Source organism: Ruegeria sp. I3 (assembly GCF_056532525.1).
The window spans coordinates 183,022-197,975 of the sequence record NZ_JBQFNI010000001.1; the positions used below are offsets into that span (position 1 = coordinate 183,022).

Sequence of the window (14,954 nt, forward strand, 5' to 3'; positions counted from 1 at the left end):
AGCATCATTGGTTTCAATCCTTCAATGGCGGATAGCGGTAGCGGCGTGCAGCCACTGTCCAATCCATATTGTTGCGTACATACTGCTGACTTGCATCGGACGGCGGGTTGTAGTCCCAAGGCTCGCTGGCACCGGCCTCCATCGCGGCATGTAATGCACGGCGCGATTTTTGCGTGGCGATTATCTTCTTTCGCAAAGCACTGCCGTCCCACCGTTCGGCGACTTCGGCTGCAAAACGAGTTTTCGCGTCGGAGTGGCTTGGGTCCGAAGCTAAATTCTTCGTTTCCATCGGGTCAGCACTCAGGTCATAGAGCTGCGGTGGGTCGCTATCACAATGAATATATTTTAAGGGTCCGCGCCGGATCATGATCACAGGATAGCCCGTCATCTCGGCACAATATTCTCCGATCGCCTCATCAACTGAATCTTCTTCACCCCGAGCCAGAGGCATAAGGCTACGACCGTCGATCGGCTCTCCGATCATCGTCTCATCACCGCCGCCGATGTCGATAAATGTCGGCAACAGATCGACCAGTGACACCGCATTCTGCGCCGTTCCAACCGCAATGCCCGGCCCGGCCATGACTAACGGAACTCGCGCGGAGTGCTCAAAGAAGTTCATTTTGTACCACAGCCCTCGTTCACCCAGCATGTCGCCATGGTCGGCTGTGACAATCACAATGGTGCTGTCCAACTCGCCCGTTTCTTCGAGGGTTTGAACCAGCTCTCCGATTTTGCTGTCGAAGTAACTGACGTTTGCCAGGTAGGCATGGCGCGCGCGCAGGATTTCTTCCTCGGTCAGTGGCACATAAGACGCTTCGATCCCATCCAATAAACGTCGTGAAAAGGGGTCTTGATCCTCCAACGCGGGCACAAACGCGGGCAAGTCAATTTCATCTTCCGCATACAGGTTCCACCATTCTGGTCGGGCTACATATGGATCGTGCGGGTGAATGAAGCTTGCAACCATCGCAAAAGGCGCGTCATTGCCAAGCGCTTTGTCTCGGGCCGCATTGAACAGCCAGCGTTTGGCAGCAAAACCGACCTCGTCGTCATAGTCGATCTGGAAAGTCGCGTGGGCAACGCCGCTTTCCTTCACCGTTTGCATGTTGTGATACCACTTGTCGATCCGCTCATCCGGGGCCTCCCAATCCGGGGTCCACGCGAAATCAGCAGGATAGATGTCGGTTGTCACACGATCCTCAAATCCATGCATCTGATCCGGCCCGACAAAGTGCATCTTGCCTGCCAAACATGTACGATAGCCCAGCGATTTCAGATAATGCGCAAATGTCGGCACCGTAGCCTTGAACTCGGATGCATTGTCGTAAGCTGCGATGCGACTGATGTGCTGACCCGACATAAAGGAAAACCGTGAAGGCGCACAGAGAGGGGAATTGCAGTAAGCTGCATCGAAGCGCCTGCCGCGCGCGGCCAACGCGTCAAGATGTGGCGTCTTGGCGACCTTATGCCCGTACGCCCCTGTGAAATGCGGAGCCAATTGGTCCGCCATGACCACAAGGATGTTTGGCCGCGTCACGTGGCACCTTTTGCGTAAGCGTCCAAGACTAAGCCATGGAAGTGATGAACGGCGTGCTCGGACTTGCCGGACCCGTCCGGGTCATTGACGATCCGACCTTGGGTGAACGCAGGTGTATTCATCCCGCGCTGCACACTTTCGACAAGGCTGATATCTTCGACCTGAAGAACTTCGTCCAGATAGCGAATTGCGTCCAACTCCATCGGGTCGGGTTCCGGCGTCTCAAGGAAGAAGTCGTAAGTTTCAAGCGTCCGATCTGGCCCAACAGGTATGATGTTCAACACGATCATGCTGGACCGTCCGGGATATCGCATCAGGCAAGTGGTGGGATAGAGCCACCAAACCGCGTGAGTTTTCACCGTGGCGTTCGAGACGTCATAGGCGGTATTTGGACTGTTGCCTGCGTCAGCCATATGGCTGGAGTAGATGCCGTAGGTTGTAACCTTGTAGGTATCCATATCCACGAGGTCACAAAAATCCTTATGGGCCGTAGGGCAATGATAGCACTCAAGGAAATTGTCCACGACGTTCTTCCAATTCGACTTGATGTCGTAGGTCAGACGGTGGCCAAAAGTGAGTTGATCCACATCCGGTGCCCAATGGCGCACCTCGGTTTCCAGGTTTCCGGATTGCTCTGACAAAGAGGCAGCCGTCGGATCCAAATTGACAAAAACAAAGCCGCAAAACTCTTCGACCTGCACTTCGTCGAGGCAAATCTCATCCTTGTTGAAGTCTTCGAGGTTTTCAGTATGTGGCGCACGCGCCAATTGCCCGTCAAGCTTATAGACCCAGGCATGATAGGGGCACATAATCCGTGTGGTATTGCCTTCGCCTGATAGCAGTTCATGGGCACGGTGTTTGCAAACGTTGTAAAAGGCGCGAAGCTTACCCTCTTTGTCGCGCACAACCGCAATAGGTTGACCGGCAATATCCACTGTTACATATGATCCCGGCTCTTGTGTTTTCTCGACATGACACACCCATTGCCAAGTTTTGGAGAGGATGGAGCGAAGGTCTGCGTCAAACCACTTGTCCTGTGTGTATGCCGCAGCCTGTAACGAGCTAGAGCGTGATGGATCGACGTGATAGCCCAAGGAAATTGTTTCTGAATCGGTCATGCTGCCCTCTCCCGTTAAACTTAAACCTATTTCAAGTGAGAATCGGGGATATGCTTAATCGGCCGCTAGTTTGATCATTTTCGACAGTTATTTGACCTGCGGGGACTCTGTTTCAATCTCTCAAGCGCCGGATTTAGTCGAGGAGCAATTCAACCCTTATAGGTGTCGGACTTGTCAAAAACGAAACAATTCAAAGGATTATCGGAAGCTCAAGCGTAACGCTCGCTCCTCTTTCGACCTGGTTGATTAAGACTGATCCGTCGTGGCGCTGCGCCACCGCAGAGACGATTGACAAACCCAGGCCACTGCCTTCGGAATATTCCAACTGGGAGAACCGACTAAATGCAGCTTCGCTTTGGTCGGGCGAAAGGCCAGCGCCGTCATCAGCGACAGTAAGCCTAACGTTTCCGCCGTCAGAACGCAGGACGACTGAAATGCGGCTTAGTTTAGCGCCACCGTGCTTAACAGCATTGTCTAACAGGTTCTTTAGAGCTTCAGTTAGAAACACCTGATCACCTGATACTATGACCGCCGTCTCGGGCATCGTGACATCAAACTCGATGCCTTTTGCAAGAATGTGAACTCCCATTTCTGCGCAGGCTTCTTCGACAACCGAGCGGAAATCAATTTCAACCATTTGATCTTGGTGCGTCGGTTGCCTGAGCCGTTCAAGTGATAGCAGTTGTTCAGCGACTGTTGCTGAGTTCTTTGCCGCTGCGACAAGCTCGATGATGCGTTTATCGCGGTCTTCATCGGTTTTCGCATCTCGAAGCGCTTCGGCCATCGACTGAACGGCGGCCGCAGGGTTACGTAGCTGATGTGCGGCTTCGGATATGAACACCTGATGGGCATTGATACTTTTTTCCACCTGTCCAAAGAGTCGATTCAAGGTTTTGACGACACCTTGAACCTCGATCGGTACCGCGCGTTTGATCTCACTCAGGTCATCTGGTGAGCGCAGGTCGATTGCGTCCTGTAAATCCAGGAGGGGCCGCAGCCCGCGAGCAACTCCGAACCATACCACAAATGCCAGAGTGGCAAGTAGGATTCCCATGAGAATTCCTGCGCGGATTGACAGCTCATTTGCAAACGCGTTGCGATCCGCCATACGTTGCCAAACTGTGACCGTCGCATCTCCTATGAGATTTTCTATGGTCACACGTTCTGTCAGCTTAAGAACTCGCACTGGCTCGTCGCGATAGAGTGCTTCGAAAAACTGCGGCCTGTTCGCCTCTTGTGCAGACGGGTTCGCGGGTGCCGGAGGGTATGCATAGCCAGTCACGTAGATGCCACCCGGGCCCGTAACATGATAAAAGATCTCTCCGCCCGACGCGTCGCGGATCAAGCTGCGCGTGGTGGGCGAAAGTGCGTCACCTCCTGAAATCGCAACATCTCGTGAAATTGCAAGACCGGCAGATAGCAGGCTGTCGTCAAACAGCTCCTGAGCCGTTTCCTGGGCAATCATAAAGCGCCAAAGCCCAAGAAGGATCGCAAGCAATACCAAGGGTGTCAGGATAAGAATGAAGAGTCGTAGCCTGAGGGAGCCGTGCCTGATCACTTCTGCACCTCAAGAAGGTACCCCAGACCGCGCGCTGTCTTGATCTTAATGCCGAGATTTTGAAGGCGTTTTCGTAACCGCGACACATGAGGTTCAACAGCTGAGTCATCGACATCGGCCCCAACGCCATAGACATAATCTGTGAGTTGGCTTTTAGGAACAATTCTGCCCCGACGCTCCAACAGGCATTCAAGCACCGCTATTTCCCGCCGTGGTATATCCATGACTTCGCCCTGAACACTAACCTGACGCGATGCACGGTCGAATTCCAGGCTACCGATGCTCTCCCGCGCTCCGTAGTCAAGCTCTTTGCGCCGAGAAAGCGCTCGGACGCGTGCTTCTAACTCGTCCATTTCGAAGGGTTTGACCAGATAGTCATCTGCGCCCATATCCAAACCGGTCACCCGGTCGCTTGTTTCGGTGCGCGCTGTTAGCAGGATCACGGGCGCACTGTCACCACGTTCGCGAAGCGATCTCAGGATGTCCAACCCTGACCGGCCGGGTAGGTTGATATCCAAAACGATCAAATCCGCGCCTTCTTGTTGAAGGTACAGGTCGGCCGCATCTCCGTCAGTCAGTATATCCGCCGCATGACCTCGGTCACGAAGGCGATAAGCAATGGCATTGGCGAGTGGCTCATTGTCCTCGACTATGACGATCCGCATTAGGTCTCCTGCAAGTTTCGCGCAAGGTTGGCGCTCCATGATTGCCAGATGGGAGGGGGAATCAACCCCACAGTTCTATTTGCGATCACGGTAGCGCCGGGGGCGATGACGTGATTGTCTGGTCAACAGGGAGGAACCAATGACCATTTCCAACTTCACCCGTCGCGCCGTCGTGGGGCTGATCGCCGCCGCCGGTATCGCTGCACCTGCCGCTGCCGAGGTTGATTTCTCGGGCAAGACCATCGAATGGGTCATCCCGTTCTCGGAAACGGGTGGTTCGGCGAAATGGGCCAACTTCTTTGCGCCGCTTCTGTCCGAAGCTCTTCCGGGTCAACCGACCGTGGTCGTGAAATTCATGCCGGGTGCCGGTTCGACCAAAGGCGCAAACTGGTTCCAGGAACAAAGCCACGATGATGGAACCTTGTTGTTCGGCACTTCCGGTTCAACTCAATTCCCTTATCTGTTGAGCGATCCGCGCGTGCGTTATGAATACAACGACTGGATCCCGGTTATGGCGTCCGGGACGGGAGGTGTCGCCTATCTGAACGCAGAAGATGGTGCCAAGTTTGATGGCTCCGCAAATGCGTTGAAAGACACGAACTTCATCTACGGCTCGCAGGGCGCAACGCGTCTGGATCTCGTGCCGCTGTTGGCATGGCAAATGCTGGGTATGAACGTTGAGCCAGTCTTTGGCATCAAAGGCCGTGGCGATGGTCGTCTGATGTTCGAACGTGGCGAAGCTAACATCGACTATCAGACCTCATCCGGCTACTTGGGTGGATCGGCCCCGCTGGTTGAGGCCGGTCAGGCTGTGCCGATGATGACCTGGGGGGCGCTGGATGCCGATGGAAACATTGTTCGTGATCCGACCTTCCCTGATATTCCAACCTTCAAAGAGGTTTGCGAGGCAACGGATGGCTGTGAAACCAGTGGCGAGGCGTGGGACGCTTGGAAAGCGTTCTTTGTCGCGGGTTTCCCGGTTCAGAAGTTGGCTTTTCTGCCTGGTGATACACCACAGGAAGTGGTCGACGCCTACACCGCAGCGTTTCAGGCTGTGACCGAGCGCGGCGACTTTGCTGATATTTCGTCCAAACGCGTCGGTAAGTACCCGGTATTTGTGGGCGACGGTTCCAAGGCGGCGCTGCAAACCGCGACAAACGTCGACGACAATGCCAAAGGCTACGTTCTGAACTGGCTCAAAGAAGCCTACGGTGTCGAGCTGAACTAAGCCCACACACCACAGCGCGCACCCCAATGTCGGGTGCGCGCTTTTTCAAACACAAGACAGTATATGAAAGGCGGCCGCTATGGAGGTTTTCGCCACCGCTCTTCCTGCGCTCAATGATGCGTGGGGTTTGATCCTGCAACCTATCGTACTGGGATATCTTGTTCTCGGTGTCGTTATGGGACTGGCCGTAGGTGTTTTCCCGGGACTTGGCGGTATTGCCGGTTTGTCCCTGTTGCTGCCTTTCATGTTCGGGATGGACCCAATACTTGGTTTGGCGCTGATGATCGGGATGGTCGCCGTTGTTCCGACCTCTGACACCTTTGCTTCTGTTCTTATGGGGATCCCCGGCAGCTCCGCCTCTCAGGCAACTGTCCTGGACGGCTTCCCAATGGCGAAGAAGGGTGAGGCTGCGCGGGCACTATCTGCCGCGTTCGCTTCATCGCTGTTTGGCGGTTTGGTCGGCGCAACCTTCCTAACAATGTTCATTCTGGTCGCGCGGCCCATCGTTCTGGCGTTTGGTCTACCAGAGATGCTGATGATCACCATCCTCGGCCTTTCCATGGTTGCCATTCTGGCTGGGCGCATCCCCTTAAAGGGCGTCGCAGCTGCTGGGCTTGGGTTGATGGTGGGCACAATTGGTGAGGCGGACGCTGGCGGTTCGCTCCGTATGGCAACCTATGATATTCCGTATCTGACAGATGGTTTGAAGCTGGTCATCGTTGGATTGAGCATCTTTGCCGTTCCCGAAATCGTCTCGTTGCTGCGGCAGGATCGATCGATTGCCAAAGGGGCTTCGCTGGGGGCGGGTTGGCTGGACGGCGTCAAAGACTGGGCCGCGAATATTTGGCTGTCTGTTCGCTGCTCGATCATCGGGGTGGTCGTTGGCGTCATTCCCGGCCTAGGCGGTTCGGTCGTCGACTGGATCGCTTACGGCCATTCGGTTCAATCGACCAAAGATAAAAGCAACTTCGGCAAGGGCGAAGTGCGTGGCGTCATCGGGCCAGAAAGCTCAAACAACGCCAAGGAAGGCGGCGGGCTGGTGCCAACGCTACTGTTCGGCATTCCCGGCTCGGGCTCGATGGCGATCTTCATCGGCGCAGTGGCTCTGTTGGGGTCTGGCGACATCGAGGTCGGTCCAAGCATGCTCAAGGACAATCTCGACATCACCTATTCGATCGTTTGGCTTTTGGCGCTTGCTAACGTCGTGGGCACCATCCTGTGCATCGCGGCTTCCGGAGGCATCGCCAAGCTGACAACGATCCGCTTCACCTATCTGGCACCTTTCCTGTTTATGCTGATCAGCTTTGCAGCCTTCCAGTCCGGTCAGAACTTCGAAGACCTTCTGGCGCTGTTCGTGATCGGCCTGATCGGGATCTTCCTGCGCCGGTTCGATTGGTCGCGTCCGGCCTTTCTTATTGGGTTCGTGCTGTCGAACCCGGTTGAGAAGTTTACCAATCAGGCGTTCCAGATTGCCTCATTCCGGTTCCGCAAAAGCTTTGGTGAGGGCATGGAGTATGTCTTCAGCCCGATCGTGATTGTTCTGATCTTGGTCACTGTGGCTTCGGTCATTTTAGGAATTCGGCAGGCTAAGATGATCATGGCCGAAGGTGAAGTCCAGTCTGGCAGCAAGCGCGCGCCGTTGATCTTCCTGCTGGTGATCATGGCTTACCTAATCGCGGCATTGATCAACGCCAACATGATCCCAGACTACAACATGACCGACAAGATCATCCCGTTGGTGATCGGCGGTGTGTCCTTGTTCTGCTGCGTGATCCTGCTGATCCAGATGATGCGGAGACCCGAGGGTGATGCAATCTTTGCCGATAAGGAAATTGCTGGTGAAGATGCGAGCGCTCCGCATGGGCTTTGGTCGACGTTGGCGTGGTTTGCAGGTCTTATCGCGGCAACGTGGGTTGTTGGTTTCATCCTAGCCCTGATCGGGTTTCTGATTGCCTTCTTCCGCATTCGAGCCGGTTCAAGCTGGCAGATGACGCTGATCCTGACAGCCTGCGGCATCGGTTTCATGTGCGTCATGGCAGGCGCTCTGAACCGGGATTTCCCACCGGGACTGTTGCAAGACATGGTGAGCCTGCCATGGCCACTGAAATGAATGCTCCACTGAGGTCCGGCCTGCGAAGCAGACAGGTCGGACAAAGCTGAAAACACAACAGTTTTTGACGGTTTGTAGAGGAGGGGTTCGAGATGACCCAGACAGCAATCCCGTATATTTTTATGCGTGGCGGCACTTCGCGGGGGCCCTATTTTCGTCGCTCTGACCTGCCCGTGGATATGGACACGTTGGCTGATGTGCTGGTCGCTGCCCTAGGGGCTGGGCAGGCGTTTAACATTGACGGAATCGGTGGCGGTACTGCTGTGACGACCAAGGTAGCCATGTTATCTGTCAGCGATGATGAATGGGCCGATATCGATTATTTCTTCGCGCAGGTTTCGGTTGAGGAAAAGCTGGTCGACTTCAAGCCAACTTGTGGAAACATTCTTTCCGGCGTCGCTCCGGCCGCAATTGAAATGGGTTTGTTTCAGCCTCAAGGCGATGAGACCGTGGTCCGGATACGCGCAGTTAATACGGGTGCGCGAGTGGTTGCCAAAGTGCAGACCCCGGGTGGTGAACTGGCCTATGAGGGCGATGCCGAGATTGCCGGAGTTCCTGGGCAATCTGCACCGGTACAACTGAGTTTTATGGGAGTTGTGGGTTCGGCAACAGGTGCATTTCTGCCCACCGGAAATCTGCGCGATACGGTGCAAGGGGTCGAACTGACCTGTATGGATGTCGCCATGCCTATGGCTATGGCCCGCGCCACCGATTTTGGACTAACTGGGTATGAAAGCGCAGAAGAACTGGACGCCAACCGCTCTTTCTTTGCCCAGATGGAGGCAGTTCGGATCGAAGCCGGGGAACTGATGGGTATGGGGGATGTATCGAAATCGGTAACCCCCAAATTCGGGCTGTTGGCACCAGCCGAAGAGGGCGGAACCCTTGCAGTTCGGTATTTCATGCCATGGAAAACTCACCCGACAATGGCCGTTACGGGTGCGCAGTGCATGGCGTCTTGTGCTTTGACGCCCGGAACCGTCGCTGATGGGTTGTTGAACCGACCTAAGGCAAGCCCGGCTGAAGTTGTGCTGGAACACGCTTCTGGGAAGATTGATGTGCTGGTGGACTTCTCGAATGACGGGGACTTCAACGTAAACTCTGCTGGTCTGGTGCGGACTGCGCGAAAGCTTGCAGATGGGCATGTTTACATACCCGGATCTGTGTGGAGTGGCAGTTGAAACTGGGATCTCCGTTATGTATACTAAGGTATACAATATGAAGGTGCCACGATGAACAATTATTCTGAATGCCTCGATATTGCGCGTCAGGAACTAAGGCTGGCGCAGTCGGTCCTGCGGCGGGACATTGCGGAATACCCGACACCGATCGCCGGGTGCGATGAGCAGTTCAACCATTTGCTGGATCAAAGCGAGCGGGTCCGCAATGCGCTTGCAGCACTCGATACGCTGCATTTTGTGCCGACGCCAAGAAAACTGAATACCGGGCAGGGTTTGGAAAGTCGATGAAGGTTCACATTCTGGATGATTGGTTTGATACACTGCAGGGCTTGCCTTGTTTTGGGAAGCTATCCGACCATGAAGTGAAGATCTGGACAGATCATGTCGAGGATACCGATGAATTGGCAGCACGGTTGCAGAAGGCCGAAGCGTTGGTTCTGTTTCGCGAACGCACCAAGGTTACCCGCGAGTTGATCGAAAAGCTGCCGAACCTGAGATTGATAAGTCAGCGCAGCGTGTATCCGCACGTTGATGTGCAGGCATGCTCGGACAACGGTGTTCTGCTGTGTTCGAACATGCATGGTGGAACGCCTTCATATGCTGCAGCCGAACTCACTTGGGCGCTGATCATGGCTGGGATGCGCGATTTACCGGCGCAGATGGCCTCGGTCAAAGCGGGGCGGTGGCAGGCCGGAGTTGGCAAGACGCTGAGAGGGCGGCAGCTGGGACTGTACGGCTATGGCCGTATCGCACGCGCTGTCGCGGGCTACGCCGAGGCATTTGGAATGAATGTAGTCTGGTGGTCCTCAGATGAAGGTCGGGTTCGGGCGCAGGCGGATGGTGTTCAGGTCGCCGCGAACCGCGAAGCTTTCTTTGCCAACAGCGATGTTGTCTCGATCCATGTTCGCCTAAAGCCAGGCACAAACGGCATCATTACTGCGTCAGACTTCGCGCACATGAAGCCGGGATCACTGTTTGTGAATACATCTCGTGCTGGCCTTATTGCAAAAGGGGCATTGCTTGGGGCGCTGAATGCCGGCCATCCCGGGAAGGCCGCAATCGATGTCTTCGATTCCGAACCCCTCAATGATCCGAAAGACCCCTTGCTTTCGCATCCAAATCTGATTGCGACGCCGCATATCGGCTTTGTGACCGAGGATGAGTTCGATCTGCAATTTTCGGACATTTTCGATCAAGTGAACGCCTACGCTGCAGACGCTCCGGTTCACATGATCAACCCCGAGGTTTGGACCAGCGCAGGATAAGGTTGGCCGCTATCGGCGCACCGATGATTACCAACACGATCCTTGTCAGATGATGCGTGATCACAAAGCCCAGATCCGCGCCTGAGACGATGGCCAGAACTGTCATTTCTGCCTGCCCGCCGGGGGCAAAGGCCAAAAATGCCTCGACCGGTTGGCCCAGCCCCAAGGTGGTGACAACGGCGGTGAAAGCGGCTGCCAGAACGGCGAGGACAATGACATAGGCGAATCCCGCCGCTACCACACGGCGTAGTTCGACCCATGTGACACCTACGAATTTCACGCCGATTCCGCAGCCGATAAAGAACTGAGCCGCAAGGATGGCCTCGCGAGGCGGTCGGGTGTGAATGAAGTCGCCCAGTGACAACGCAGCCGTCAGGATCATTGGCCCTAGAATCGACGCTCCGAACAAGCCGATCCGCTCACCGCCTTTCCAGCCGACAAAGGCAGCAAGAACCATCAGCGCCAATTCATGTATCGGCAGGTTGCGCGCGGGCTCTCCGATTGGGTTGGTGAGTTGGGCGTCGTAAAACGCCGTAAGAAACAGAGGGGCCAGCGTTACAATAATCAGAACGCGGGTTCCGTGGATCAGGGACAGCGTTCGCGGGTTAGCGCCAGCCTCGGCCCCGAAGATGATCATATCCTGCAATCCGCCGGGCATGGCCGCGTAAAACGCGGTCGTGGTATCAAAGCCCCAGACCTTGCGGAAGAAAGGCACTCCGACCAGCGCGATCAGCAGGATAAAGAACGGGATCAGTGCAATCGACGCTGCCATCTTCGGCAGTTCTGCAAATAGGGCTGGGGTAATCGAAGCCCCTACAGCCACGCCGAGTATGGTGCGCGCAGCAATCGAGACCTGACCAAAGCCTTCCATTGGAGCATGAGCCAGAGCCGCGATCAGACACGCGCTCATCGGGCCGAACAGAAAAGGCAATGGCAGATTCAACGCCCAGAATAGCCCTGTGCCAAGAAGTGCCAAGCCCAGTGTTAGGGCCCGCTTTGCGAGGAGAGAAGGTGTTTTGTTCTGGGTGGGCAAAGTGCAGCTTCCGACAATATTGACTCACTATGTATCCAAGTGTATACAAATGGACGCAAGAAGACAAGTGAGCACGCGATGACCATTCAGGACGACCCCTTACAGCCTGGCCCGCAAGGCAATTCGGCGTATCAACGCCTGTTGGATGAGATTCGCGAGGGCACCCTTCTGCCCGGCGAGCGCCTGCGCGAGATTGAGCTGTCTGAACGGTTGGGTGTCAGCCGAACACCGGTGCGCGAGGCGATCCGGCAGCTGGAGACCGACGGCCTGGTCACGCATGTACCGCGGCAGGGCGCGACCGTCCGCAGTCTGGATTACGCCGAGGTGATGGAACTCTATGAGATGCGCGCAGTGCTCGAGGGCACTGCGGCCCGTCTAGCAGCGCGTGCGGCGTCGGATGTCGAATTGGACGAGTTGGACGTTTTGAATGATCGTTTGGCCGAGGCTGGCACAGGTCCAGACGCGGCTCGGATCAACCGGATATTTCACGCCACGCTTTTGGATGCAGCCAAGAACCGATTTCTCGCGAAATCCATGTTGTCCTTGCAGAAGGCGCTGCTGATCCTTGGGCCGTCGCAATTGTTGGACGGGGATCGGGCCGAAGCGGCAGTCGCTGAACATCGGCGTATTATGGCCGCGCTGAAGGCCCGTGACGGCGCGGCGGCCGAGACAGAAATGCGCGGGCATATTCAGGCCGCACAACGAATGCGTATCCGGGCGTTGCAGGAACGCGATCGGACAACCGACGAAAATCACTAGGTAGACAGGATATGGCCACCCAAAAGGAAGCTTACGATATCGCTGTGATCGGTGGCGGGAACGCTGCTCTATGCGCCGCGATGACCGCCGCCGAAGCCGGTGCCCGCGTTCTGATACTGGAAACCGCACCAAAACCCTATCGCGGAGGAAACTCGCGCCATACGCGCAATTTTCGCTGCATGCATGGTGGCCCTTTGGGCCCGTTGATCGAAGAGTATAGCGAAGACGAATATCTCGCGGACTTGATGAAGGTCACCGGCGGCAAAACTGATGAGCATCTGGCCCGCCTTGCGATCCGCACTTCCGAGGAATGCCTGCCATGGATGGAAGAGCACGGTGTCAGGTTTCAACCCTCTCTTTCCGGAACACTTTCTTTGGCACGGACAAATGCCTTTTTTATGGGAGGCGGGAAGTCTCTGGTGAATGCTTATTACCGAACTGCGGCGGGTTTGGGTATCGATGTTTTGTATGAAGCCGCCGTCACGCATTTGGAGCTGAACGGTGATCGGATCGAATGGGTCGACTATACCTATGAAGGTCAAAACCACCGGATAATGCCAAACGCAGTCATCGTCGCCTCGGGCGGGTTTCAGGCCGATACGGATTGGCTGACCCGTGCATGGGGTGAGCCTGCAAAAAACTTTCTGATCCGAGGCACTCCTTATAACCGAGGCGTGGTCCTAGCTGATCTTCTGGATCAAGGCGTCGAGAGTGTTGGCGACCCGACCCAATGCCACGCCGTTGCTATCGATGGGCGTGCACCGAAATTTGACGGTGGTATTGTCACCCGTCTGGATTGTGTGCCGTTTTCGATCGTCGTGAACAAGGATGCCGAGCGCTTCTACGATGAGGGCGAGGATGTCTGGCCCAAGCGCTATGCAATCTGGGGGCGCTTGGTGGCAGCCCAACCAGATCAAGTTGGCTATGTGGTCATCGACGCCAATTCGTTGAATCTGTTCATGCCGTCGGTGTTTCCACCGCTGAAGGCAGATACGTTGGAAGAACTGGCCGGGATGATGGGCCTGCCTGCCGAAAAGTTGGCCGCAACAATCGCTGAATTCAACGCCGCCTGCGGAGACACCAGCGCCTTTCATCCGACAGAGCTGGACGGCGTTTCAACATCTGGCTTGAACCCGCCCAAGACCAACTGGGCGCGTCCGATCACCGAGCCGCCATTTTACGGTTATTCGCTGCGTACGGGCGTAACCTTCACCTATTTGGGCCTCAAAGTCGACGATGCCGCGCAATGTTCGAGCGCCGACGGCAAGATCAAAAACATGTGGGCGGCTGGCGAAACCATGGCGGGCTCGATCCTTGGGCAAGGCTATCTAGCCGGTTTCGGCATGACCATCGGAACCGTCTTTGGACGCATCGCAGGACGTGAGGCCGCCGCTTATGCAAATTGAATTGATACAGGAAGCCCGCCGTCAGGCTGAAATTTGCAACGCCTGCCGCTATTGCGAGGGCTATTGCTCGGTCTTTCCGTCGCTTCATGCGGAACGCGCGTTCTCGGATGGGGACATCACGCAACTGGCCAACCTGTGCCACAACTGCCGCGGCTGCTACTACGCCTGCCAGTACACAGCCCCGCACGAGTTCGACCTGAATTTGCCGAAGGCTCTGGCCGAGGTACGGAGGGACAGCTGGGAAAGCTTCGCATGGCCGCAGCCGTTGGCGCGCCGATTTCACACCCATGGCGGGGCGATTGCGCTGGCACTTGTGGTCGGATTTGCCCTGTTGTTCTGGGCAGTTCGCGCGATAGGTTCCAGCGGAGGGGACGGATTTTATGCCGTTCTGTCGCATAATGCGATGGTTGCGATTTTTGCTCCGGCATTCTTGCTGCCACTCTTTAGCATTGCCATCAGCCTAAGGCGCTATTGGGCCGAGGTGGGGGGAAAACCCATCAAAATGGCGGACCTGCTGGCCGCCTTCAAACGAGCGGGCAAAATGCAGGATCTTGCCGCAGGTCATGGTGAAGGCTGTAATTTTGAAGACGAAGACCGGTTCAGTCAGGCGCGACGTCATATTCACCACGCGATCATGTATGGCTTCCTGCTTTGCTTCGCGTCGACCTCGATTGCAACGGTTATGCATTATGGCTTTGGAATTCACGCGCCGTACGGGTTCTGGTCTTTGCCCAAACTATTCGGAATTTCCGGCGGTGTGATGTTGACAGTGGGTTGCTGCGCCATGGTAATTCTCAAGCAAAGGTCCGATCGTAATCTAGGTGATGCTTCGGCATGGGGCGGCGATATCGGTTTCATCCTGTTGCTGGGATTCGTCGGTTTTAGCGGACTTGTTCTTTACGCTTTCGGATCAACGGCTTTGATGCCCGCGTTGCTTGCTATTCATCTTGGATCGGTCCTGACATTCTTCCTGCTAACGCCCTACACCAAGATGGCCCACGGTTTCTATCGGCTTGCTGCTCTTATTAAGGATGCGCAACGGAAAAGAGATAGTTACTAGGCTGCGGCGACCCTGTCGCTCCTTGGGAAAC

13 protein-coding genes are annotated in these 14,954 nt (G+C 55.6%); 8 read left to right on the top strand and 5 right to left on the bottom strand.

What is annotated here, in order from left to right; all coding sequences use genetic code 11:
• Nucleotides 1–13: 13 nt before the first annotated feature.
• From betC to ACR0L9_RS01010, 4 genes are all read right to left on the bottom strand, one after another.
• Nucleotides 14–1,540 carry a choline-sulfatase gene (gene betC, locus ACR0L9_RS00995; protein WP_480894406.1) on the bottom strand — a complete coding sequence of 509 codons (1,527 nt, stop codon included), beginning with the start codon at nucleotides 1,538–1,540 and terminating at the stop codon, nucleotides 14–16.
• Complete coding sequence (locus tag ACR0L9_RS01000) at nucleotides 1,537–2,658, bottom strand: aromatic ring-hydroxylating oxygenase subunit alpha (RefSeq protein ID WP_480894408.1); 1,122 nt, start codon at nucleotides 2,656–2,658, stop codon at nucleotides 1,537–1,539. Before ACR0L9_RS01000 ends, betC begins: the two co-directional genes overlap by 4 nt.
• Before the next feature lie 190 nt (nucleotides 2,659–2,848).
• On the bottom strand, nucleotides 2,849–4,216 hold the full coding sequence (locus ACR0L9_RS01005; RefSeq protein WP_480894410.1) for a sensor histidine kinase: 1,368 nt from the start codon (nucleotides 4,214–4,216) through the stop codon (nucleotides 2,849–2,851).
• Nucleotides 4,213–4,881 (bottom strand): response regulator transcription factor, encoded by a 669-nt coding sequence (locus ACR0L9_RS01010; RefSeq protein WP_170424968.1) that lies wholly within the window; start codon nucleotides 4,879–4,881, stop codon nucleotides 4,213–4,215. Before ACR0L9_RS01010 ends, ACR0L9_RS01005 begins: the two co-directional genes overlap by 4 nt.
• A gap of 139 nt (nucleotides 4,882–5,020) precedes the next feature.
• Between ACR0L9_RS01010 and ACR0L9_RS01015 the strand changes: the two genes are divergently transcribed.
• The 5 genes from ACR0L9_RS01015 to ACR0L9_RS01035 all read left to right on the top strand — a co-directional run bounded on the left by ACR0L9_RS01015 (nucleotide 5,021) and on the right by ACR0L9_RS01035 (nucleotide 10,665).
• Nucleotides 5,021–6,109, top strand: coding sequence for a type 2 periplasmic-binding domain-containing protein (locus ACR0L9_RS01015; RefSeq protein WP_170402506.1), 1,089 nt, complete (start codon nucleotides 5,021–5,023; stop codon nucleotides 6,107–6,109).
• A 79-nt stretch (nucleotides 6,110–6,188) separates the two neighbouring features.
• Nucleotides 6,189–8,219: a tripartite tricarboxylate transporter permease gene (locus tag ACR0L9_RS01020; protein WP_480894412.1), complete on the top strand. Its 2,031-nt coding sequence runs from the start codon at nucleotides 6,189–6,191 to the stop codon at nucleotides 8,217–8,219.
• Between the two features lie 92 nt (nucleotides 8,220–8,311).
• A complete protein-coding gene (locus ACR0L9_RS01025) occupies nucleotides 8,312–9,400 on the top strand; it encodes a 4-oxalomesaconate tautomerase (protein ID WP_170565300.1) in 1,089 nt (362 codons plus the stop codon).
• Between the two features lie 51 nt (nucleotides 9,401–9,451).
• Nucleotides 9,452–9,688: a hypothetical protein gene (locus tag ACR0L9_RS01030; RefSeq protein WP_170513062.1), complete on the top strand. Its 237-nt coding sequence runs from the start codon at nucleotides 9,452–9,454 to the stop codon at nucleotides 9,686–9,688.
• On the top strand, nucleotides 9,685–10,665 hold the full coding sequence (locus ACR0L9_RS01035) for a D-2-hydroxyacid dehydrogenase family protein (RefSeq protein WP_170565297.1): 981 nt from the start codon (nucleotides 9,685–9,687) through the stop codon (nucleotides 10,663–10,665). The genes ACR0L9_RS01030 and ACR0L9_RS01035 overlap by 4 nt, the downstream gene beginning before the upstream one ends.
• Here the strand turns inward: ACR0L9_RS01035 and ACR0L9_RS01040 are convergent.
• Nucleotides 10,634–11,698 (bottom strand): AbrB family transcriptional regulator, encoded by a 1,065-nt coding sequence (locus ACR0L9_RS01040; RefSeq protein ID WP_480894414.1) that lies wholly within the window; start codon nucleotides 11,696–11,698, stop codon nucleotides 10,634–10,636. The two genes, ACR0L9_RS01035 and ACR0L9_RS01040, sit on opposite strands and share 32 nt — an antisense overlap.
• A 78-nt stretch (nucleotides 11,699–11,776) precedes the next feature.
• On the opposite strand from ACR0L9_RS01040, the gene ACR0L9_RS01045 reads away from it, so the two are divergent.
• From ACR0L9_RS01045 to tcuB, 3 genes are read left to right on the top strand one after another with little or no spacing between them, the layout of a single operon-like run.
• Nucleotides 11,777–12,457, top strand: a complete 681-nt coding sequence (locus tag ACR0L9_RS01045; RefSeq protein WP_170392730.1) for a GntR family transcriptional regulator — start codon at nucleotides 11,777–11,779, stop codon at nucleotides 12,455–12,457.
• Between the two features lie 11 nt (nucleotides 12,458–12,468).
• Nucleotides 12,469–13,863, top strand: coding sequence for an FAD-dependent tricarballylate dehydrogenase TcuA (gene tcuA / locus ACR0L9_RS01050; protein WP_170609827.1), 1,395 nt, complete (start codon nucleotides 12,469–12,471; stop codon nucleotides 13,861–13,863).
• Entirely contained in the window at nucleotides 13,853–14,923 is a 1,071-nt protein-coding gene (gene tcuB / locus ACR0L9_RS01055; RefSeq protein WP_480894417.1) for a tricarballylate utilization 4Fe-4S protein TcuB, read from the top strand. Before tcuA ends, tcuB begins: the two co-directional genes overlap by 11 nt.
• Nucleotides 14,924–14,954 lie beyond the last annotated feature (31 nt).

Bases quoted from the DNA above. Each gene is read 5' to 3' on its own strand.
- ACR0L9_RS01000 (WP_480894408.1), bottom strand. From the start codon at position 2,658: ATGACCGATTCAGAAACAATTTCCTTGGGCTATCACGTCGATCCATCA.
- ACR0L9_RS01010 (WP_170424968.1), bottom strand. From the start codon at position 4,881: ATGCGGATCGTCATAGTCGAGGACAATGAGCCACTCGCCAATGCCATT.
- ACR0L9_RS01015 (WP_170402506.1), top strand. From the start codon at position 5,021: ATGACCATTTCCAACTTCACCCGTCGCGCCGTCGTGGGGCTGATCGCC.
- ACR0L9_RS01020 (WP_480894412.1), top strand. From the start codon at position 6,189: ATGGAGGTTTTCGCCACCGCTCTTCCTGCGCTCAATGATGCGTGGGGT.
- ACR0L9_RS01025 (WP_170565300.1), top strand. From the start codon at position 8,312: ATGACCCAGACAGCAATCCCGTATATTTTTATGCGTGGCGGCACTTCG.
- ACR0L9_RS01030 (WP_170513062.1), top strand. From the start codon at position 9,452: ATGAACAATTATTCTGAATGCCTCGATATTGCGCGTCAGGAACTAAGG.
- ACR0L9_RS01035 (WP_170565297.1), top strand. From the start codon at position 9,685: ATGAAGGTTCACATTCTGGATGATTGGTTTGATACACTGCAGGGCTTG.
- ACR0L9_RS01045 (WP_170392730.1), top strand. From the start codon at position 11,777: ATGACCATTCAGGACGACCCCTTACAGCCTGGCCCGCAAGGCAATTCG.
- tcuA (WP_170609827.1), top strand. From the start codon at position 12,469: ATGGCCACCCAAAAGGAAGCTTACGATATCGCTGTGATCGGTGGCGGG.
- tcuB (WP_480894417.1), top strand. From the start codon at position 13,853: ATGCAAATTGAATTGATACAGGAAGCCCGCCGTCAGGCTGAAATTTGC.